At 46.6% G+C, this 19,715-nt stretch carries 16 protein-coding genes; 6 read left to right on the forward strand and 10 right to left on the reverse strand.

Features of this window, described 5'->3' with window-relative positions; all coding sequences use genetic code 11:
- Positions 1-120: 120 nt before the first annotated feature.
- The gene (gene gluQRS, locus XMM312_RS08255) at positions 121-990 is read right to left on the reverse strand and encodes a tRNA glutamyl-Q(34) synthetase GluQRS (protein WP_173480255.1); all 870 of its coding nucleotides are present in this window, start codon (positions 988-990) and stop codon (positions 121-123) included.
- Between the two features lie 49 nt (positions 991-1,039).
- Entirely contained in the window at positions 1,040-1,471 is a 432-nt protein-coding gene (gene dksA, locus XMM312_RS08260) for an RNA polymerase-binding protein DksA (RefSeq protein ID WP_173489048.1), read from the reverse strand.
- A 171-nt stretch (positions 1,472-1,642) separates the two neighbouring features.
- Between dksA and XMM312_RS08265 the strand changes: the two genes are divergently transcribed.
- On the forward strand, positions 1,643-2,815 hold the full coding sequence (locus XMM312_RS08265) for an aminotransferase class I/II-fold pyridoxal phosphate-dependent enzyme (RefSeq protein ID WP_173489049.1): 1,173 nt from the start codon (positions 1,643-1,645) through the stop codon (positions 2,813-2,815).
- Here the strand turns inward: XMM312_RS08265 and XMM312_RS08270 are convergent.
- Positions 2,812-3,126: a Rieske 2Fe-2S domain-containing protein gene (locus tag XMM312_RS08270; protein ID WP_173489050.1), complete on the reverse strand. Its 315-nt coding sequence runs from the start codon at positions 3,124-3,126 to the stop codon at positions 2,812-2,814. The genes XMM312_RS08265 and XMM312_RS08270 overlap by 4 nt on opposite strands.
- A gap of 52 nt (positions 3,127-3,178) precedes the next feature.
- Here XMM312_RS08270 and XMM312_RS08275 point away from each other — a divergent pair, with 52 nt between their 5' ends.
- Complete coding sequence (locus XMM312_RS08275) at positions 3,179-3,805, forward strand: hypothetical protein (RefSeq protein WP_173489051.1); 627 nt, start codon at positions 3,179-3,181, stop codon at positions 3,803-3,805.
- Here the strand turns inward: XMM312_RS08275 and XMM312_RS08280 are convergent.
- Complete coding sequence (locus tag XMM312_RS08280) at positions 3,769-5,313, reverse strand: bifunctional aminoglycoside phosphotransferase/ATP-binding protein (RefSeq protein ID WP_173483795.1); 1,545 nt, start codon at positions 5,311-5,313, stop codon at positions 3,769-3,771. The two genes, XMM312_RS08275 and XMM312_RS08280, sit on opposite strands and share 37 nt — an antisense overlap.
- 80 nt (positions 5,314-5,393) lie before the next feature.
- Between XMM312_RS08280 and mrcB the strand changes: the two genes are divergently transcribed.
- Together mrcB and XMM312_RS08290 are read left to right on the forward strand one after the other, a co-directional pair.
- Positions 5,394-7,730: a penicillin-binding protein 1B gene (gene mrcB, locus XMM312_RS08285; protein ID WP_173489052.1), complete on the forward strand. Its 2,337-nt coding sequence runs from the start codon at positions 5,394-5,396 to the stop codon at positions 7,728-7,730.
- A gap of 62 nt (positions 7,731-7,792) precedes the next feature.
- Entirely contained in the window at positions 7,793-8,377 is a 585-nt protein-coding gene (locus XMM312_RS08290) for a type IV pilus biogenesis/stability protein PilW (RefSeq protein WP_173489053.1), read from the forward strand.
- 42 nt (positions 8,378-8,419) lie between these two features.
- Here XMM312_RS08290 and XMM312_RS08295 read toward each other — a convergent pair whose 3' ends face one another.
- The 6 genes from XMM312_RS08295 to XMM312_RS08320 all read right to left on the reverse strand — a co-directional run bounded on the left by XMM312_RS08295 (position 8,420) and on the right by XMM312_RS08320 (position 16,833).
- Positions 8,420-8,734, reverse strand: coding sequence for a type II toxin-antitoxin system RelE/ParE family toxin (locus XMM312_RS08295; RefSeq protein ID WP_173480263.1), 315 nt, complete (start codon positions 8,732-8,734; stop codon positions 8,420-8,422).
- A complete protein-coding gene (locus XMM312_RS08300) occupies positions 8,722-8,979 on the reverse strand; it encodes a type II toxin-antitoxin system Phd/YefM family antitoxin (protein ID WP_173480264.1) in 258 nt (85 codons plus the stop codon). Before XMM312_RS08300 ends, XMM312_RS08295 begins: the two co-directional genes overlap by 13 nt.
- 117 nt (positions 8,980-9,096) lie before the next feature.
- Positions 9,097-12,843, reverse strand: coding sequence for a calcium-binding protein (locus XMM312_RS08305; protein ID WP_173489054.1), 3,747 nt, complete (start codon positions 12,841-12,843; stop codon positions 9,097-9,099).
- 283 nt (positions 12,844-13,126) lie between these two features.
- Positions 13,127-13,375, reverse strand: a complete 249-nt coding sequence (locus XMM312_RS08310; RefSeq protein WP_173483800.1) for a hypothetical protein — start codon at positions 13,373-13,375, stop codon at positions 13,127-13,129.
- Positions 13,376-14,683 (reverse strand): HlyD family type I secretion periplasmic adaptor subunit, encoded by a 1,308-nt coding sequence (locus XMM312_RS08315; RefSeq protein WP_173489055.1) that lies wholly within the window; start codon positions 14,681-14,683, stop codon positions 13,376-13,378.
- On the reverse strand, positions 14,680-16,833 hold the full coding sequence (locus XMM312_RS08320) for a type I secretion system permease/ATPase (RefSeq protein WP_371743476.1): 2,154 nt from the start codon (positions 16,831-16,833) through the stop codon (positions 14,680-14,682). Before XMM312_RS08320 ends, XMM312_RS08315 begins: the two co-directional genes overlap by 4 nt.
- Positions 16,834-18,026: 1,193 nt before the next feature.
- Here XMM312_RS08320 and XMM312_RS08325 point away from each other — a divergent pair.
- On the forward strand, positions 18,027-18,971 hold the full coding sequence (locus XMM312_RS08325; RefSeq protein ID WP_173489056.1) for an NAD-dependent epimerase/dehydratase family protein: 945 nt from the start codon (positions 18,027-18,029) through the stop codon (positions 18,969-18,971).
- A complete protein-coding gene (locus XMM312_RS08330; protein WP_217363895.1) occupies positions 18,968-19,573 on the forward strand; it encodes a sugar transferase in 606 nt (201 codons plus the stop codon). The genes XMM312_RS08325 and XMM312_RS08330 overlap by 4 nt, the downstream gene beginning before the upstream one ends.
- Positions 19,574-19,715 lie beyond the last annotated feature (142 nt).

A 19,715-nucleotide genomic window follows, 5' to 3' on the forward strand; every position in this document is an offset into this window, starting at 1 on the left:
ATTTGAGCTAAGTATTGCGCCGTCCTTTCTTGTTGTTGTGGAGCGACTATAGGTAATCCATTAGCTCTATTCAACCCTAAAGTGAAAAAAATTTAACACTTCATACCAAAGTCTAAATAACTAGCTGTTTTTAATAACTTTTGGAACTTTTTGTATATCCCAAACGTCTAGTGCGAACTGAATAAAAGTCTCTACATCGCTCGGTATATCGCACTTTTCATCAATCTGCCCAAGCCTAACCATCGCCTTTTTAAGTTGTTTAATGATTTCCAATGGTTCTGTTGGCAAGGCGCACGCAAAGGTCTGTTTCGATAGTTTTTGTCCATCAGCGGCTAACACCAACGGCAAATGAGCATATTTCAGCAGAGGGTAGTCCTGTGTGAGCTGCAGTGCTCGCTGTTTATGCGTTTCATCAAGCAGATCTGACCCTCTAACAATGTCAGTCACTCCCTGTTCATAGTCATCCAGTACGACTGCAAGCTGATAAGCAACAATGCCATCACGACGGTAGAGAATGAAATCACCAACCCCTTCTGAAGGAGTCGGCTGAGAGCCTTGAAGGAGGTCATCAAACCCTGAACATTGCTCCACTTTAAATCGGACTGCGGTTGGCTCTTTATTGGCAGGGTGCAGCAAACAGTACCGATCGTAATGCGGTAAGGCGTGCCGACTCTTTAAGTCCGTTCGGCTACAACCACAGCGATATGCCTGCCCTTGAGCGATGAGCGACTGAAAGAGATCAGTGTAGCGATCGATTCGGTCAGTTTGACGCATGACCGTTTTATCCCAATGGAGACCGTAGGCTTCTAGCGCTTCAAGAATCGCCTTTTCATGCGCCTGCTGACAGCGTGGTTGATCAAGATCCTCTATTCGGACTAGCCAAAGTCCATGATGCTTTTTAGCTTCTAGGTAACTGGCCAGCGCGGTTAGCAGTGAGCCTTCGTGAAGAGGGCCTGTTGGAGAGGGGGCGAATCGACCAATGTAGTTCATTGTATGAATATAAAGGACATAAAAAAGCGCGGTACAAACCGCGCTTCTATTATTTGCCTGTCTGCTTTTCTTTTATCTCTGCAAGCGTCTTGCAGTCGATACAGAGAGTTGCCGTTGGTCGAGCTTCGAGTCGGCGAATACCGATCTCTACACCGCAGGCTTCACAATAGCCGAAATCGTCTTCATCGATTGACTCGAGTGCTTTATCGATCTTGCGAATCAGCTTGCGCTCACGATCTCGTGTGCGAAGTTCAAGGCTGAACTCCTCTTCCTGGCTGGCACGATCGGCAGGGTCAGCAAAGTTGCTAGCCTCTTCCTTAAGGTGGTTGATGGTTATATCGACCTCTTCCATCAGTTCGCGCTTCCACTCTTTAAGAATAAGTCGGAAGTGATCCTTCTGCGCATCGTTCATGTACTCTTCTGAGTCTTTGATGTCGTATGGCGCAATGTGAGTAAAAGATTCAGTATTACTGCTTGGCATAGTGTCTGCCTCGTACCCTGTGATTGTATTATTGCTCTCGATTATTGGGTAATACGTTGGATCGAGAGAGTCCGTTTTTTAGTAAGTCAGCGAAGTTACCAGAACAGTATAAAGATGGCTAGTCTCTGTTGGTGTAACAAGTATACTGTGTCGATTCGATCGGGAGGTGATATGTCTAAGAGTTGGAGTCAGCGTTCGCAGTTAATTGAATCCTTTAAAGTGATGGATCTGCTTAAACACGCTCATGCGTTAGCCGATCAGGGGCGCTCTATCATCCATTTAGGGGCGGGCGAACCCGATTTTGGTGCGGCACCCCAGGTGATCGAGGAGGCAAAACGTCTGCTGGACACTACCCCTATGACCTACACACCGGCAGCAGGTATTTCGGCTCTTCGTGAAAAAATTGCAGCCTTTCACCAACAGCGTTACGGGCAGAAGATCGCCGCAGACAATGTGTTAGTCACAGCAGGTGCTTCAGCTGCACTGCAATTGACCTTTGCCCTGTTAGCCAATCGTGATCAAAAGATATTGATGGCCGATCCAGGCTACCCCTGTAATCGTCAATTTTTGCGCATAGTGGAGGCCCAAGCGGTCTCTATTCCCGTGGATCATGAACAGAACTACCAATTAACCGCTGAATTGGTTGAGCAGCATTGGGATGAACAGACTGCAGGCGTTCTTATTGCCTCGCCAGCTAACCCAACCGGCGCGGTCATCGATCCACAAGAGCTTGCCAATATTGCAGCAACGGTCTCTCGTTTAGGTGGCACCTTGGTTGTTGATGAGATCTACCACGGCCTAACCTACGGTGCAGAGACTCCCAGTGCCTTTAGCATCGATACAAACTGCATCGTGATCAACTCGTTTTCAAAATATTTCGGCATGACGGGCTGGCGCTTGGGTTGGTTGGTAGCGGATGCATCAGCGGTGGCTGAAATGGAGAAGATGGCACAAAATCTCTACATCTCTCCCACGACCTTGTCTCAGTATGCTGCGCTCAGAGCATTCGAACCTGATGCGATTGAACTGTTCGAGTTGCGAAGAGAGGAGTTGCAGCAGCGACGTGATCGCCTGTTAGAAGGGCTCAAGCGAATTGGTTTTAAAGTCCCTAGAACGCCAGAAGGTGCCTTCTATATTTATGCCGATGCTTCTGATCTGTGTGATGACAGTTTTAGTTGGTGCTGGGAGTTACTAGAGAGGGCGGGCGTGGTCGCGACGCCTGGTGCCGATTTTGGTGAGTATCAGGCGCACAAATTTGTTCGCTTCGCTTACACTACTTCGTTGGCAAATATTGATGAAGCACTTAACCGAATTGAACAGTTTGTCAGCGACACTAGGTGTTAGATCGTTAACCTAATATTCCCATCGATAATTTCAAAGGGGATCGCCTCTAACCGTTCACCTGGGCAAGGGCCCGCGATGCACTCGCCCTCGTTTATCGTGAATAGCGCGCCGTGCGTGGCGCATTGGATGAACTGCTTTTCGACATCCAAGAAAGTGTCTGGTTGCCACTCTAGGCGAATACCGCGATGGGGGCAGCTGTTTTTGAAAATTGAGATTTGGTCGCCCTGTTTTACAACAAAAAGGGATAGGCCCTCCCGTTCAAAACCACGGCTTTCACCGTCGACTAAATCCGATACACTGCAGAGAATCATGGGTTACACCTAAAATTTTTCCAAATTTTAATGCTTTACAGAGAGAAACGGTATGCCTGCTCATCCCTTTAAACGTCACAAAGTCAGTGTCATTTTACAGGCCTATGACGTGGATCTGTTTGGCCATTTTTCTGAGTTAAGCCAGTCTCTCTCAAAGTTTAATCTTGATCCTGATATGAATGTTTCGTCTCTGCTTCTGCAGGCCGGTCACTCTTCGGGTGCTGATGAAGTCTTATTCGAATCGCGCAGTGAAAGGGTAAAAACTCAGTTGTTACTCGAATCAATATTGCAGCGCCCCTTTAAAACGCTCTCGAGAGGCGAGAGGCAGCGTGTGCAGCTGGCCTGTGATTTGGTGAGTCGCCCCAATGAGCCCAGCCTAATATTAATTGAAGAGCCTTGCACTGCCATGGATGCGGAGTTTAAACGCCGGACAGTGGAGCTGCTTAGATCATTTAAAGAGGAGGGCTATGCGGTTGTTGTGACCCTTCAAGAGGCGAGTTTGGCTTCACGAATGGGGGATTACTTTTACTTACTTGGCACCCAAGACTCTGTTGTCGAGGGTGACCACTCTGTTCTAACGGTCGCTCACTTAAGGCAACTGTTCGAGGTGGAAGTCGAGAGTGCAGAGCCCACTGAGGAGGGTTATCCGCAGTTTACCGTCTCTGGTAGCAGCTTCTGATCAATCAAGTATTGAATGATCTTAAGGTGCGCATTCTCTTCGCTGGTATCGATGTGAAGGGCGATCTTCTCTTCCTCTTCACTTAATGGCTCAGCGACGCGTTTTTGCGCTTGCATCACTTCAATAGTTGCATCTGTTGGGTCTTCACGCTCTTCAGATCGTTTAGCCAGGCGCGCCTCGATGACCTTTTCTGGGGGTTCACAAGCGATGATTCGTGCTGGGCAGCCCAGCTCTTCGGCCAGTTGCAGAAACTGTCGACGTGAACGTTGGCGAATGTATGCGGCATCCAGAATCAGAGTCTGGCCCGCTTCTAACAGAATGCCAGAGACGCGCTTCATCTCTAGGAAAGTGCGCATATTCATGTCTGCACCGTACATCTCAAGGCTTTCACCTTCGCGAGACGCTTTGCGATAGATCTTTTTACGCTCAGCACTTGATCGTACACGAACACCGGAGATCAGCTCGGCTAATTTGCTAGAGATATGTGATTTACCGGAGCCGCTAATCCCCTGCATCATCACCAACATCGGTAGTGGCGCAGCCGCGTATTCGGCGGTCAGTTTAAGGTAGTGTTGGAACTCAGCAAGATTGGGTTTCTCGCCCAACATGGCGACTTTCGCTCGTACCATCGCGCGGTGCGCTTTGTAGTAGGGCAGTAGAATTAACCCTTCGTAATCGCCGGTGATCTCCATATAGCGGTTAAGACAACGGTTCGCCCAACGAGGGTGGCCGTTAGCCTCTAGGTCCATCAACAGGAAGCCAAGGTCCGACATCTTATCGATCCAACGGAACTCTAGGTTGAACTCAATGCAGTCAAACACGAGGAGTGAATCACCATCTAAGGTGATGTTGCCCAGGTGAAGATCACCGTGACACTCACGAATCGAGCCATCGAGCTTGCGACGACGCATTAAGGGTTCAAGCAGTTGGTAACGATCTTTAATGTGCTGCCAAAGACGGTCGAGCTCTTTGGCATCCTCTTCGGGAATAAGCGAACGATCGATGTCCCTGTAGTTATCTTCGGAAATGGCGGCAATGCTATCGGGTTCACCCCATGGACTTCCGGGGGCAACAATGGGTGCGCGCTGATGGAAGTCAGCAATTTTATCAGCCAGTTTATCGATCCAGTTGGGGTCGAATTTGTAGACGTTTAGTAGCTCGGAGAGCAGTAGCCCTGAAGCAAACTCACGCATTTTGACGGCGTATTCGATCGGCTCACCTGTCGCTCCAATCACTGGATCGCTCTCAGTACCGCCGATAGCCACAACTTCAATATAGGTATTTTCAGAAAGACGTTGATTGAGGCGAAGTTCCTCCTCACAAAAGTACTTTCGCTTCTCAAGTGTAGTAAAATCTAAAAATCCAAAGTTGACCGGCTTTTTGATTTTGTAGACGAACTCGCCGGTTCTGATAAGCCACGCGATGTGCGTCTCAATCACTTCAAACTCGCTCACCTCATGCGGGTAGCAAGCTGGATTGAGTAGATTGTTTACCAGCGTGGATTCCATAGTTCGACTAAACTGCCCTTACTAAACATAAGCTGGCCTAACGAGATACGCGCCAGCGGGTCGAAGATTATACTGAGAAGATGACAAAAAAGAGACATCAATCTAAGCAAACCAAAGCAAAATCGAGCCGCAATTGGGCTAAATCGCTGTTTTGGTTTCTTTTTAAACTGGGCTTGGTCGCTACCGTTGTTGCTGCGGTGGGTCTGGTCTACCTCGATGCGCAGGTGCGTGAAAAGTTTGAAGGCAAACGCTGGTCACTGCCGGCTAAGGTCTATGCACGCCCATTAGAACTCTACCCTGGGCAACGTCTGGACACTCAGGCTTTGCAACTCGAATTGAAAGCACTTGGCTACAGTATTGGTAATCAGGTCAATCGCCCTGGCACAGCGCGAATCAGTGCCACTCGAGCCGACATCTATACCCGTGGCTTTGATTTTCCTGAGGGCGCTGAACGATCAAAACGCGTCACCCTTAGCTTTCAGCAAGGCCAGATAGCCCGCCTGATGGATGCTAATAATCGCTCCATGACGCTGGCGCGTTTAGAGCCAGTGCTGATAGGGGGGATCTACCCCGGTGATAATGAAGATCGTGAACTGGTGCGTATTCAAGATGTGCCCAGTCTACTGCCCCAGGCCTTAGTTGCCGTTGAAGATCGTGCCTTTTACGATCATTTCGGCATCTCTTTGAAAGGCATTGCCCGTGCGATGTGGGTCAATCTTCGTGCGGGTCGATTTGTTCAGGGGGGGAGTACCCTTACTCAGCAGTTGATCAAGAACTTCTACCTGACCTCTGAGAGAACCCTCTCGCGTAAATTGCTTGAACTGCCGATGGCGGTTCTGTTGGATCTTCACTACGAGAAAGATGAAATTCTTGAGGCCTATCTTAATGAGGTTTATCTGGGACAGGATGGCGCGCGTGCGATCCACGGTTTTGGTCAAGGTAGCCTCTTCTACTTCGGCCGTCCCGCCGCTGAACTCGAGCTGCATCACATTGCATTGCTAGCTGGGTTGGTTAAAGGGCCTTCTTATTATGATCCTCGGCGTCACCCAGAGAGAGCTCTAAAACGCCGTGATCTGGTACTGAAACTGCTGTTGGATCAAGCGATGATCAGCTCCAATCAGTATCAACGTGCGATACAACAACCGCTTGATGTCATTAAACGAGGCACCCGTTTAAAAGGGGCTTACCCAGCCTACCTCGATGTGGTGAAACGTCAGCTTCGACAAGAGTATCGCGAAGAGGATTTGAATTCTGAGGGGATTCGTATTTTTACAGCACTGGATCCTTTAGTGCAGCAGAATGCGGCTTCGGCGTTAAGTGAACGTATCGCGTTGTTAGAAAAACAGTACGGCAAAAAAGCACAGCCTCTGCAGGGCGCAACGGTGGTTACCGATCCGCAAACAGGAGAGTTGTTAGCGGTTATTGGTGGACGTAATGCCCGATTTGCTGGATTTAACCGGGCCTTGGATGCTCGCCGCCCGATTGGTTCCTTAGTTAAACCGGCCACCTTCTTGGCCGCGTTAGAGAAGGGGTACACCCTAACGACACTGATCGAAGACAGCGCCTTTCAGATGCAGCAGCCGGACGGGTCGGTATGGTCACCTGAGAACTTTGACGGCAAAGAGAAGGGTATGGTGCCCCTGTATGAGGCCATTTCGCGCTCCTACAATCTCTCCTCAGCACGCTTAGGTCTGGATATAGGAGTCGATTCGGTCATCGATATGTTGAAGCGACTAGGCGTTGATTCAGAGATCAAACCCTACCCATCGCTGCTATTGGGAGCGCTCAACTTGGCACCTATTGAAGTAGCGCAGGTCTATCAAACGCTAGCCGCGAATGGGTTCAGAATGCCGCTTCGCGCCATTCGTCGAGTCACCGATGCCTATGGGCAAGAGCTCTCTCGCTACCCCTTTAAGCTCAATCAAGTCGTTGATCCTAAACAGGTTCATCTGATTCACTACGCAATGCAATCGGTGGCTCGTGAGGGTACGGCTAGATCGCTCTACAGAACGCTTCCCAGCAACTTAAATGTGGCGGGTAAAACAGGGACATCTGATCAGCAGCGAGACAGTTGGTTTGCTGGATTTACCGGCAGCCGTTTAGCCGTTGTTTGGGTTGGCCGGGATGACAATGCGACCTTACCTTTTACTGGATCAGGCGGCGCATTAAAGGTGTGGACGGATCTGATGAAGAGAGAGCAGCCCGAACCCTATTTAGCTTTAAAACCTAGAGAGGTGGAGTACGTTTGGGTCGATGCATCTCAAAATGTTCAAACTGATCAGCAGTGTGAGGGGGCTCGTTCGGTTCCCTACATTCAGGGCACAGAACCGGTTCAACGTGTCAGCTGTGGTGGCAAACGCAAACCTGGGGAGGCGATTAAATCGCCATTAGACTGGTTCAAAGGTTGGTTTAATTAGATTTTCTGCAATCAACTGATTATTCTTAGTTCTTGTTAATCTTGATAACATCGAGCCGGTTCATGAATCTGTACCAATCTTTATCCATTACAGCTGTGCTGACCTTGCTGGTCGGTTGTGCGGGCCCAAGCCCTTACCTAACTCCGGTAGAGGAGCGCGATGTGTCGCCTCGCAATGCAAAGGTTGCACCCGGTGCGGTTGTTCCGGTGGAACCACGTGGTGATGTGAATGTTGCCCCCATCTACGATGTGCCGAACTTCGCACCAACTCAACCTTCACAACAACCCGTTCAAATTGCTCCCTCTGAGCCGCTCGCGATTGATGAAAGCTCCAACTCAGCAACAGTATCGTTGCTCGCTGAAGCAAAACAAGCCGCAGACAGAGGGGATCTGGCAGCTGCTGAATCCCAAGTTGAGCGCGCACTGCGTATCTCACCGCGCGATCCTCAGGTCTATTTGCATTTAGCGTCTATTAAACGCCGCCAGTTGAATCTGATTCAGGCAGAGCAGGTTGCGCTAAGAGGTGTTGCCGTTGCAACGGGACTTCCCGATTATCAGCGCAAACTCTGGCGTGAACTGGCGTTGATTCGCGAACAGGCAGGGGATGCAGCTGGCGCCGCTGCTGCACGCGCAGAAGCTACTCGATAAGTTGGAGCGGTCTTATTAAGGCCGCGATTTTATTTGAATGACTTATCGGTTATGAGTGTTAAGCCCTAGCATTAACCGCCTTAAATCGCGTTCTTGTCGTATCACCCTAATTACGAAGACATTTTCTTTCTCGATTCTGTAGACGATGCGTGAGGGTGGAGTGATCACTTCCCTGTAGTTTTGTAATGGAAGCTCAGGTAAGCGGCGACCTGATTCAGGATGTTGTTCCAGTCGCCTGACGCTAGACAGTATTCTCTGCACTAACTGCTTTGCTGCGGCTCTGTCACTAATAGCAACATACTCTGCTAATTCTGAAAGGTCATCGATCGCTTTTTCTGTCCAGATTAGCTTAGCCATTTGTCCAACTTGGCTTCTACTTCAGCTTGAGTATGAACTTTGCCTTCAGCAACGTCTTTTTCACCAAGCGCAATCGCTTCAAGCAAAGCCAATCGGTTTTGCATGTACTCGTAATCTTCTACGTCTACTAGGTAGGCCGAAGGCTGTCCATGTTCTGTAATCAAGATAGGCTCCTTGTTGACGTGCAACTCACTAAGAATTTTAGTCGCGTGCCTTTTAAGGTTGGTTACTAACTCTGTTTTCATAGATAACCCCTGAGTTTTAAGTGATACAATTGTATCACTTTATCTAAATGGAATTCATCTCAGGGGTAACTTAAGGGGGCTGACCTTTCGGTCTGACCCCCTTATCGAGTATCAATATCACTCACTATGCCAGGCAGTCGCTAAGGTGTTGTTGAGGGTGTTTCTATCCTCCAACGTCACCTCTTCTTCATCGAGTGCATCAAACTGGGCAATTGCATGAATGATGGCGTTGATATCAGCCATATCAGCCCAGCCATCTTCAGTTTCTATCCTCTCAATGCCATCTTTATTAGCCGATTGAATAGTCACCTCGGTGCTGGAATCACGGTCTTTTATCAGTAGCGAATCATTAAGCATCTCCAACTGAAGACGCTCCCAATTGATGCCTTCCAATACAAGCGTATCACTCCCACTGCTATCCACTATTTGGTCTGATCCATCATCCGCTCGAATAATGTAAGTATCATCGCCTTTTCCGCCTTCCAGCAGGTCATCCCCTTTACCGCCGGTTAACTGGTCATCGCCATTGCCGCCCATAAGCCTGTCTTGGCCACTGCCCCCAAAGAGATGATCCGTGCCGTTGTCGCCTGATAGCTTATCGTTTCCGGATCCACCATAAAGTTGATCCGACTCGTTGCCGCCAAACAGGTGGTCCGAACCGCTACCGCCATGCAGACGATCTTCTCCCTGATCACCAAATAGTTCGTCATCGCCGGAATCGCCATAGATGAGATCGTTGTTCTGATCTCCGTGGATAAGATCATCGCCGCCACCGCCGGAGATAGTATCGTCGCCACCATGACCACTGATGACATCAGCAGAGGCTAAGCCTTGGATATGATCATCGCCGTTGCTGGTCGCAAGCGTCTGCTGGGCAATGTCCGATAGATTCATCTGTTCACCGTTACTGAACTCAATCAATTTGATGGTGTCGAGTGAGATAAGATCGCCATTAAAGAAGGATTTGACGGTAATTAGATCCCCCAGCTGCCCTGTTTCGATTAAGAGATCATCGTTGATCCGGCTGATATCAACTTGCTTTTTGCTAATAGTGGAATCAAACAACACCCTATCGATGGAGTCACGGTCGCGGTTGTTGATCACATCTTGACCGTGACCTCGGCTAAAGAGGTAGGTGTCTTTGCCTTTACCTCCTTGCAAAACGTCAGCCCCTTCACCACCTACTAACAGGTCACCTCCTTCACCTCCAGATAAGTGATCATCTCCACGGTTACCTATTAAATGGTCGTCACCACCGGCGCCCTCTAGGTATGCATTGGCCTCTGTTCCAAGCAATGTATCATCCCCCTCAAGTCCATAGAGCCTATTGGAGTCGAGTGATTGGTAGAGGCTGTTAAGCTCAAAAATAGAGTGCTGTGTTGAAACCCCCTCCGCATTCACTAGTTCAATTGTTTCAATCAGATTGGGTGTGATAATACCTTTGTCATAGACCTGTTTGATGGTGATCTGATCTCCCTTCAATTGACCGTTTTGGTCTGAGAATTGGATCAGTAGATCCTCTCCAGAAGTTCCAATGCGTCGAAGAGTTAGCTGATCAGATTGCTCTATTCCAACGATGCGAATTGTGTCTCTGCCGGAATGTTCAATGTAGGTGTCTTGCCCATCCCCTTGAGTAAATAGGTAAAGATCATCCCCGGAACCACCGTAAACTGTGTCATTACCTTGATTGCCATGAAGTGTATCCGCCAGATCGGAACCGAATAAATAATCGTCGCTGTTGCCGCCTTTCGTCGAAAAGTGAGTGATCACTTCTGATAGATTAAGAGCTTTGCCATCATAAAAACGTAGGGTTTCAATGGTGCCCTCCTGAAGGCTGCCATCAAAGTCGAATACGTTTTCTAACCGAATAGCAGCGCCACTTTTTGCGCCATCTTCATTCAGCAGATGAATGTCGATGTGACTGATGCCTCGCTCAAATAGAAGGTTATCGGCCGAAATACCCTCGCCAAACAGAAGCACATCGTCCCCTTGGCTGTCATAGATTTGATCAGAGCCGTCTCCAATGCTGTAGTGGTAAATATCATTACCCACGCCGCCAAAGAGTTGGTCGTCGCCTAAACCACCGGTGATAAGATCATCATCATTTGAGCCTGTCAGTGTCTCAGAAGCATCTGTACCTGTAATCTGTGAATCAATAAGCCATGGGGCAAGAGTGGGGTGCTCTTTCAGATCATCTATTACAACGTCATAAGCCGGTGACAGGCTCGATAGCTGCTGCACTGTTTTGAAGAGTAAGTTGGCTTGTGACAGATCGTTTTGATCGATAAGGCTTTGCAGATGGGCTTCGAAATTCTCCGTATCTGGAGCAAATTGACCAGTTCTTGAATCAAATTTAACCCCAATCAAATCAAAAGCCTCAGCATAGTCGGTTTGGGCGTTGAGCTGCCCTTCGACATAGTCGCTAAACGCTTTGAATTGTGCGATCAGAACCGGTGCCGCGCGGCCATGTGGGTTTGGGTCATGTTCACCCCAGCACCAGGTGCCAACATAGTCTTTAGCCGTTAACTCTTCTAACGCCTCAAGCTGTCGAGCATCCATGACGTGCCCATAAATGCGGCTTGGGTCGCGACTGTAGGGGTCGACGTCGGCTACCCCCGTCCACTGGTAGATGATCTCATTAACCAACGCAGATCGTTCAGCAGGGTCGGACTCTTGAATGAACTGGTCAACCATCGATTTGAGCTCTGTATTGTGTGCCATTACCTGTTGTAGGTTGGCCACATAACCCCAGCCCTTAATATCAGGGTAGTTGATTAGGTCATCAGCTGTTTGAGTGGAATCCTGATAGATGGATTGCGTTTCATCAGTTTGAAACCAGACATCGACCAGCTCATTGGAAGGGCTATTTGTATTTGCAAACGAGCTCGTTTGAATGAAGTGGTTGCCTTGTTGTTGCTGTGAATCTTCAGAGTAGTCCAGGTTGATCGATGTGATTCCGAGCTCTTCTAGAGTTTTCAGTTCAAACTCTTGAGTTTGTCCATCTAAATTGAGGTCTTGCCAGACTTTAAGCGCTTGGAAATCTCGATCAAACTCATCGATCACCCCATCGGAATTAGAGTCGTACTCTTTTAGAGCCTCAAACCCATTGGCGGCCTTGTCTCCGTTAGATAGCTGGGTGTTATTACCAAACAGCTCGGTTCCGTCATCGATTTTGCCGTTGTTGTTCAGGTCGATGGCCAACATGCCATCATCAGGTGATACCCATCCAGTTTTTTCGGCAAAACCATCGCCAGCGTGATCGAAATAGACGCCTTGATCAATTCCAATAGTTTCGACGCCGTCGCCGTCCAGATCTAAAACGAGCGGTGAGGTAATCGATTCTGCATTGGCGAAACTGGGTGCTTCAACATATTGATCATTCGCTGCAAACTCCCAATCATTCCAAGTGAGTTCAACATCAGGCTGATGCAAAATCATGTCAAAGATAGGATCAAGAGCCCCTTGTTCAGCTAAGTGCTCTCCTAAATCAGTAGCTAATGGGTAACTGGTTAAAATAGAACCCAAAAGACGCGTCTGTGGAGTAGGGATTGCATACAGTATTGAGCCAAGTGTAGATATATAGTCTGATAAATTTGCTGTTCCTTCTTTGTGTTTATCTAATGTATCCGCTATGGAAGATGCAAAAGTTAAGCTGGCGAAATGGTGTTGTATAACCTTAAGAAGGGTGGATTTGTTGTTGTCTGGAATTGTATCTATCGTTGCGCCGATAAGGGCTATACCAGCCGCAGCAGCTTGTAGCGGTGTACTGTCCTTGCTCTCAAAAATACCTATAGCATCATCAAAACTTTTAATTGATTTAGCTAGCTCAAAAACATCCAGTAGTTCCTCGCGAAGATTGCTCATAGTAAAAGTCCTTTTTTACTTTGTTTAGTTTTTTATAAATTGTGTACTACTAGAAATACCCAGGTAGCCACTAAGATTTGTAGTAAGAAGAAAAGAATTTTCCCTAAAGTATTGATTCCAATTACCTTCCACTTAGTTAAGTAGATAGATATCAGCATCACAAAAAGGGTCATAAAAAACACCTTTGTATTGTGCTCTGGAGGTACAAAAAACATAGATATAAGGGTTATGACAAACGTTAGCTTCCATATCACAACATCTTTAACCGTTATGTTTTCTGTATTCATACCATCACCTTCAAAACACGCACCATCAATACAGGTATCAACAGGCCAATGAAAAATGGATTGGCGAAATCCACCCATCGTCCTACTTTGATTTTTTTATATTTGATGTAGCTACACAATCCGACAGCAGATGCTGTTGCGGCAGCGTAGAGGTTGAAGTTATCGGGTCTTATGAATACTAATAAGATCAGAAAACCCATAATGATTGAGGTGGTCCATTTCAGAATGGATAACAATTTTTTCATCTATCGCTCCTCTATTGAGTCTGTTTTCATTCTTAGTAACGGTGAAAGTAGATATTCGATGATCCTCCTTTTGCCTGTTTTTAATTCCGCGCTGACGCTCATCCCGGGTTGCAGGGGGTGGGAATTGCCGTCGATTTCTAAGGTTTCTGAGAAGAGTTTAAGTTCTGCAGGAAAGAGTAAAACGCCTTGTTCATTTTGTTGTGCATCGGCGCCAAGGTGAACGATCTCAGCATCGATTACGCCGTATTTTGTGAACGAGAATGCATCCACTTTAATTTCGGCGCGTTGGCCTGTTCGAATAAAGCCCACATCGCTGTTTTGTAGCCAGGCTTCGACTCTTAACGATTGATTCAGTGGCACAAGATTCATCAGAGTCTCAGCACTGGTAGCGACAGCGCCAACCGTGAACGCGTTGAGATCACTGACGATCCCGTCAATGGGTGCGCGAATGTTATGCTGCTCGATGAACCACTCTAATTGAGCGATATCCCCATATAGAAATCTGGCGGCCTCTTGCAGTCGATGCAGTTCATTCAACGTTTGCGCTTTGCTCTCTGCTTTAAATGCTTGGATCTGCTTTTGAATTGAAACGGCCTGGCTCAAGGTTGAAGCTACGTCCAGTTGTAACGCCCTTACGCTAGCTTCCACTTCAATAAGCCGTTGGCGTTGGGTAAGAAGGGCGCTGTTTGATGCAGCGCCGTTTTTAACCAATGACTCAATCGCTTCTGTTTCGGCCTCAACAATTGAGCGGAGTCGTGACATTGAATCGAGTTGCGTTTTAGCCTGTGAATGACTCAATTCTGAGCTGTGCAGTTGCGCGTTTAACTGTTCAATTTTTCGGGTATAACTCTCTATCTGTTCTGAGAAAAGCGCCTGTTGAGGGTTAGAGGATGACAGATACTTGACGTTGCCTTTCTCTAAATACTCAGCAAAGTGCCAGGTGCGTTCTATCTCGTGTTGCTTAAACTCATATTGCTCCAGCCTCTGTTGGAGTTGATTAAAGGGTTCCGTGGCATCCAGTTCAATGAGGGTTTCACCGGCTTGAACCTCATCACCATTGGTGATGTGGATGGCATCGATTTTCCCTGTGATAGACGATTGAACTCGTTTTGTTTGTCCAGTTGGAATGACTTTTCCAGATGCCCTTGCCACAATGTCGACCTCACCAATAGACGCCCAGGTGAGCCCTGACATCATCAGCAGGGCGATTAAGTAGGCAGTTACCCTCGGCCATTTCTTGGGTGGTCGCTCTTGAATCAGTAGCGCACCAGGTAAAAAATCGTGCAGCTCTTTTGATGTCAGCCTCATGCGATGGCCTCCTTAAATTCTGATGGTTGATCGGCCGATTGAAGACGAATCATTTCGGCGTAGCGGCCGTTTAATGTCATCAGCTCTTGATGGGTGCCAGACTCAGCTAACTCGCCTTGATCAAGTACAAGAATTCGATCGCAGTGTCTTACTGTGTTGAGGCGGTGAGCGACGGTGATGACGGTGCGCCCTTTGCAGATCAAGTGCATCTGCTGACGGATTTTCTCTTCTGAAATGTAATCGAGCGCGCTCGTTGCTTCGTCAAAAATCAGAATTTTTGGATTGCTGATCAGGGCTCTCGCTATCGCGATTCGCTGGCGCTGCCCCCCTGAGAGGTTGCTGCCACGCTCACCCGCCAAGGTGTAATAAGCAGCTGGAAGCTCAGTGATAAACTCGTGCGCACCGGCCAGTTTGGCGGCTTTGACAATGGTTTCTAGCGATTCACCGGGTGTGCGTATCGCAATGTTGTCGCGCACACTTTTATTGAATAAAAAGCTCTCTTGTGGAACGACGCTGATATTGGATCTAAGCCAATCAGTGTTGACCTGTGCTAAATCAACACCATCAATGAGCACCTTTCCTAAGTTGGGTAGGTAAGTCCGTTGAATCAGCTTGGTCAGTGTGCTTTTGCCAGAGCCTGAAGCGCCGACAATACCGATCGATTCTCCGGCGTTGATCTCAAGGTTGATCCTATTCAGAACCGTGGGGCTATTCAGACTGTAGCGAAAACTGACGTGTTGAAAGGCAATGGAGCCTTGCAAGCTAGGGAGAGACGCTTGGCTTGTCTGAGCGTCAGACTCAGAGGGCGTATTGAGTATATCGCCGAGACGTTTCAAGGATATTCCCGCTTGTTGGACGTCTTGCCAGAGTTGAACCAGTTTTAAAATGGGTGCACTGACTCGACCCGCGATCATATTAAATGCGATCAATTCACCGATGGTTAACTGATTGTCCATGACCAGAAGGGCACCAAACCAGATAATTAACACTGTGGTGAACTTGCTAATAAACTGAGCAATTTGAGTCGCGATATTACCTAGGTTTTTAGCTTTGAAGCCGATACTGGTTGCTTGGGCAATCTGCTTTTCCCAGCGTTGCTGCATCTTTGGCTCAAGCGCCATTGATTTAACGGTATCGATGCCCGTGATCGATTCAACCAGAAACGCTTGGTTTTCGGCACTGCGTTTGAAACTCTCATTTAAGCGATGGCGCAAAGTGGGTGTGATGAGTATAGATAACAGCAAGTAGCACGGAAGTGACCCAAGAACGATCCACGTGAGCGTAGGGCTAAACATCCAAAGCACAGCGATGAAGAGCAGAAGAAAGCTAAGATCAATCATCAGGGTCAATGCACCCCCAGTGATGAACTCCCTTAGTGTGTCTAGCTCTTTGATTCTCGCCACGGTATGCCCTACTTGGCGTGAATCGAAATAGGCTGCAGGTAAGCGCATGACATGGTTAAAAAGCTTAGCGCCAAGCTCCACGTCAATTCTGCTGGTGGTATGAACCATCAGGTAGTTGCGAACGATGCCCATCACCAATTCAAACATCAGCAGTGCAGCAAATCCGATGGCCAGAATATCCAGCGTAGTGAAGCCTCTATGCACCAGCACTTTGTCCATAACGATTTGAAAGAAAAAGGGCGTGGCTAGGGCAAATAGCTGAAGGAATACAGAAATTATGATGGCTTCGGTAAAAATCCCTTTGTGTTTAATCAGGGAAGGAATAAACCATTTCAGATCAAATCGGCGATCATAACCTAGGGTTTCTCGCTCTTTAATGAAAATAATTCTGTTATCCCAGAGCTGATCAAACTCTGCCAAATTGAGTTTTCTGGGTGTGGTCTCGCCGGGCTTGATGACTAAGCAGAACCAATCCTGCCCATTTTGATTAACGCGAAGAAGGGTGAGGTATTGCCCATCGGACATAGGTGCTGCAACGGGCATAAATTCATTGTGTAAGTCACTGATTTTACAGTTTCTTATCCCTGCTTTTAGGTTAAGTGAGTTTAGCGCTCTTATGAAATCCGTTTCTGTCAGTGTGGATTTGGATGTTTGCCATTGATGGCGCAACTGCTCTGTATCGCAAGCTTTATGTCTAAGCTTGGCTAATGTCGTAATGCTGTATATGGCTGATTCAAATGAATTCACAATAACTATCCCTCCGTGGACACCTCATTAAGGTTTAGCAGAGGATTTGAAAATGTGCGTAATTTTTTTGTTTTTTATTCCACTAGTTAGTCTTAGATTTGCGATGGCCATCATTTTTTAGAAAAAAACGACAAATTTTTTTAGTTTTTTAAAATCTACCTGAAAGTCACTATCCATAGGGGTTTGAGAGAGATGTTGCTCTGGGTTTTTGTTAAAAAATCGAACTTTTTTAAACTTTTTTTCATTTTTTATTACGCAAAAATTTAAATCTTGTTCTATACCTATATACATCCCCGACGGAATGGGGATAACGAGAGAGATCTCGAATCGGTTTTCCACCTAACCAATCCATCCAGCATAGTGGATTAGTTAGTGAGCTCCCCCTTCGCTCCTGAGAGCTGATTGAAATCGACATGTTGATCGATCAAGGATGATCCGATGCATGCAAATACCCAAAGGGATTTGGGTTTGGAGAGGGATCTTCGGCAATTGCCAAAATCTGATGCGCCGCGAAAAGAGGGAGTTTTTCAATGCGCATCAACCATATATTTAACCGTGTTATGAGGGCGGTTAAGGGTGCCGCAGGATGGGCACAGCAGGGAGGGATCCCTGAACGATAGACTCTGACTCTGTAGTGTTCCCTAGCAGGCACTACAGTTTTACAGGAATGAGTCCCTTCGATTGAGTCTGTCGTTTAATGTCCAGTGATGTGATCGGCAAAGGATGGCAATGATGCATTACACTCAAACCTCAACGGAGTGAGGTTTGGAGAGGGATCTCAAGTTTCGACTAATATCTGTTGCGTGGCGAGAAGAGGGAATTTTTCAAAGCGCACACTATTTTTGAATTTAGCTGTACAGAGCAGTTAAAGGCGCCTAAGGAAGGGCGTACTTGGGAGTGGTCCCAGATTAATAGACCTAATTTCTGTGTCGTTTTAGCAGACGACGTAGAGTCCCTTCTTACAGGGTCTATTAATTTAAACCCAGTAAAGTGAGCAGCAACGGAGTTCTGTGAGTTTTACAACACTTCAAAGGATTGAGGTGAAGAGAGGGATCTCAGGCACATGCCAAAAATCTTACGCGCCGCGAGAAGATGGAACTTCTCAAGGCGCGTTCCTTTTTAAATCATCATTTTCTATTTAAAGAGCAAACAAAGTATAATGTCCCCAAAATTAAATTATTTCGATACATTTCATGTCTGATTTTTCACCAAACACAGTTCTTGTAACGGGGGCTTCAGGGTTCATTGGTTCAAAACTTTTAGAATCACTATCTAGACAGTTTCAAAAGGTTTTCGCAATTCAACGAGGTGTCGCTCAGGCTGAGTTTGGAAATGTTCAACACGTTACAAGTGATTTGGCAGATTTACATTCAGATCTCTTTGAAGGGGAAAGAATTTCTACCTTTATCCACCTCGCTGCTCATGTTCCGATTGATCGTTCAGTAGAATCGAAACATATATGTCACAGAGTGAATGTCCGTTACACGGAGACTCTGGCCAATATTGCAATCGCATCAGGCGCTAGTCGATTTATCTTCATCAGTACCATAAAGGTTCATGGCGAGGTATCATTCAAAGGTAATCCAATTTCGCCATGTAGTCCCATGAATCCTAAAAGTGACTACGCTCGATCTAAACTTCAAGCCGAACGTTTGTTGAAGGAAAAGTTTTCAGATACCGATATTGAGCTAGTTATCCTCAGGCCAGTTTTAGTTTATGGTCATGGAATTAAAGGAAATCTCCGTTTGCTCTGTGGTCTGGCTAATAAATTTAGGATACTTCCATTGGGAAGTATCGCAAATAGACGATCTTTGGTTTCTGTTGAAAATTTAATTGAAGCTATCATGAACGTTGCTAAATATAAAAATGTAGCATCGGGTGACTATGTTATTTCTGATGACCAAGTTTTATCAACGCCTGAGATTTTATTTTGTTTAGTGAACAATAAAGATAGATGCAAAATTATTAATTTCCCTACTTTTATGTTGAAGCTTCTATTTTTAATTTTGGGTAAAGGGAAAAGCTCCGCTAGCTTTTTTGAATCTCTCGAGGTAGATAACTCCCTTTTTAAAGAGAAATTTAATTGGGCTCCAAGTGTTAATACCTATGTTGGTTTGAAAGCCGTTTGTGATAAATGAAAGGTTTATTTAAATTGTTTTTGAGACAAAATCGTATTATTAGATTTTTTGATTTTTTAATATCAATTTTATTACTGGTAGCGTTGAGCCCTGTTTTTACTATTTTTTTAGTTTTAGTCTGGTTTGAATGCCGCTCACCTATTTTTCTTCAGGTGCGTTTGGGGAAAAATCTTAAACCATTTACATTGATCAAATTTCGCACTATGTCCAAGTTGGCTCCTTCTGTTTCCTCTCATCTTTCTGATCCCAATCTCATTTCAAATATAGGTCGCTTTATAAGAACTACTAAGATTGATGAATTACCACAATTAATTAATGTAGTGAAAGGAGATATGAGTTTAGTAGGGCCAAGGCCTGGACTGCTCACTCAACATGAACTTATCAATGCTCGTACAAAATATGATGTTTATACCGTAAAGCCTGGAATTACAGGGCTGTCACAGATCAAGGGCATTGATATGTCTACGCCCGAGCTTCTAGCTCGCTCAGACGCAGAGATGATTAGTAAAATGAGTGTTGTTTATTACTTTAAAATACTAGCTCTAACTGCGCTAGGTAAGGGTAAGGGTGATGCCGCTTCAAGAAAATCATCAGCCCCTTAGGCTTGTGCTTTATATGGGCACCTCGAAAAACCTCCCTCACAGCACCGGTAGCCCTGTGATAGCATCAAGCAACCACTAACACCCGATAGATCAGTACCATGAAGAAGCGTAGCGCAATCAAAAACGACCTCTTTGCCAGCGA

The organism is Marinobacterium sp. xm-m-312 (assembly GCF_013283295.1).
Classification (GTDB): Bacteria; Pseudomonadota; Gammaproteobacteria; order Pseudomonadales; family Balneatricaceae; genus Marinobacterium_E.

Coding starts and splice junctions, on each gene's coding strand:
- gluQRS (WP_173480255.1), bottom strand. CDS start 990: ATGAACTACATTGGTCGATTCGCCCCCTCTCCAACAGGCCCTCTTCAC.
- dksA (WP_173489048.1), bottom strand. CDS start 1,471: ATGCCAAGCAGTAATACTGAATCTTTTACTCACATTGCGCCATACGAC.
- XMM312_RS08265 (WP_173489049.1), top strand. CDS start 1,643: ATGTCTAAGAGTTGGAGTCAGCGTTCGCAGTTAATTGAATCCTTTAAA.
- XMM312_RS08270 (WP_173489050.1), bottom strand. CDS start 3,126: ATGATTCTCTGCAGTGTATCGGATTTAGTCGACGGTGAAAGCCGTGGT.
- XMM312_RS08275 (WP_173489051.1), top strand. CDS start 3,179: ATGCCTGCTCATCCCTTTAAACGTCACAAAGTCAGTGTCATTTTACAG.
- XMM312_RS08280 (WP_173483795.1), bottom strand. CDS start 5,313: ATGGAATCCACGCTGGTAAACAATCTACTCAATCCAGCTTGCTACCCG.
- mrcB (WP_173489052.1), top strand. CDS start 5,394: ATGACAAAAAAGAGACATCAATCTAAGCAAACCAAAGCAAAATCGAGC.
- XMM312_RS08290 (WP_173489053.1), top strand. CDS start 7,793: ATGAATCTGTACCAATCTTTATCCATTACAGCTGTGCTGACCTTGCTG.
- XMM312_RS08295 (WP_173480263.1), bottom strand. CDS start 8,734: ATGGCTAAGCTAATCTGGACAGAAAAAGCGATCGATGACCTTTCAGAA.
- XMM312_RS08300 (WP_173480264.1), bottom strand. CDS start 8,979: ATGAAAACAGAGTTAGTAACCAACCTTAAAAGGCACGCGACTAAAATT.
- XMM312_RS08305 (WP_173489054.1), bottom strand. CDS start 12,843: ATGAGCAATCTTCGCGAGGAACTACTGGATGTTTTTGAGCTAGCTAAA.
- XMM312_RS08310 (WP_173483800.1), bottom strand. CDS start 13,375: ATGAAAAAATTGTTATCCATTCTGAAATGGACCACCTCAATCATTATG.
- XMM312_RS08315 (WP_173489055.1), bottom strand. CDS start 14,683: ATGAGGCTGACATCAAAAGAGCTGCACGATTTTTTACCTGGTGCGCTA.
- XMM312_RS08325 (WP_173489056.1), top strand. CDS start 18,027: ATGTCTGATTTTTCACCAAACACAGTTCTTGTAACGGGGGCTTCAGGG.
- XMM312_RS08330 (WP_217363895.1), top strand. CDS start 18,968: ATGAAAGGTTTATTTAAATTGTTTTTGAGACAAAATCGTATTATTAGA.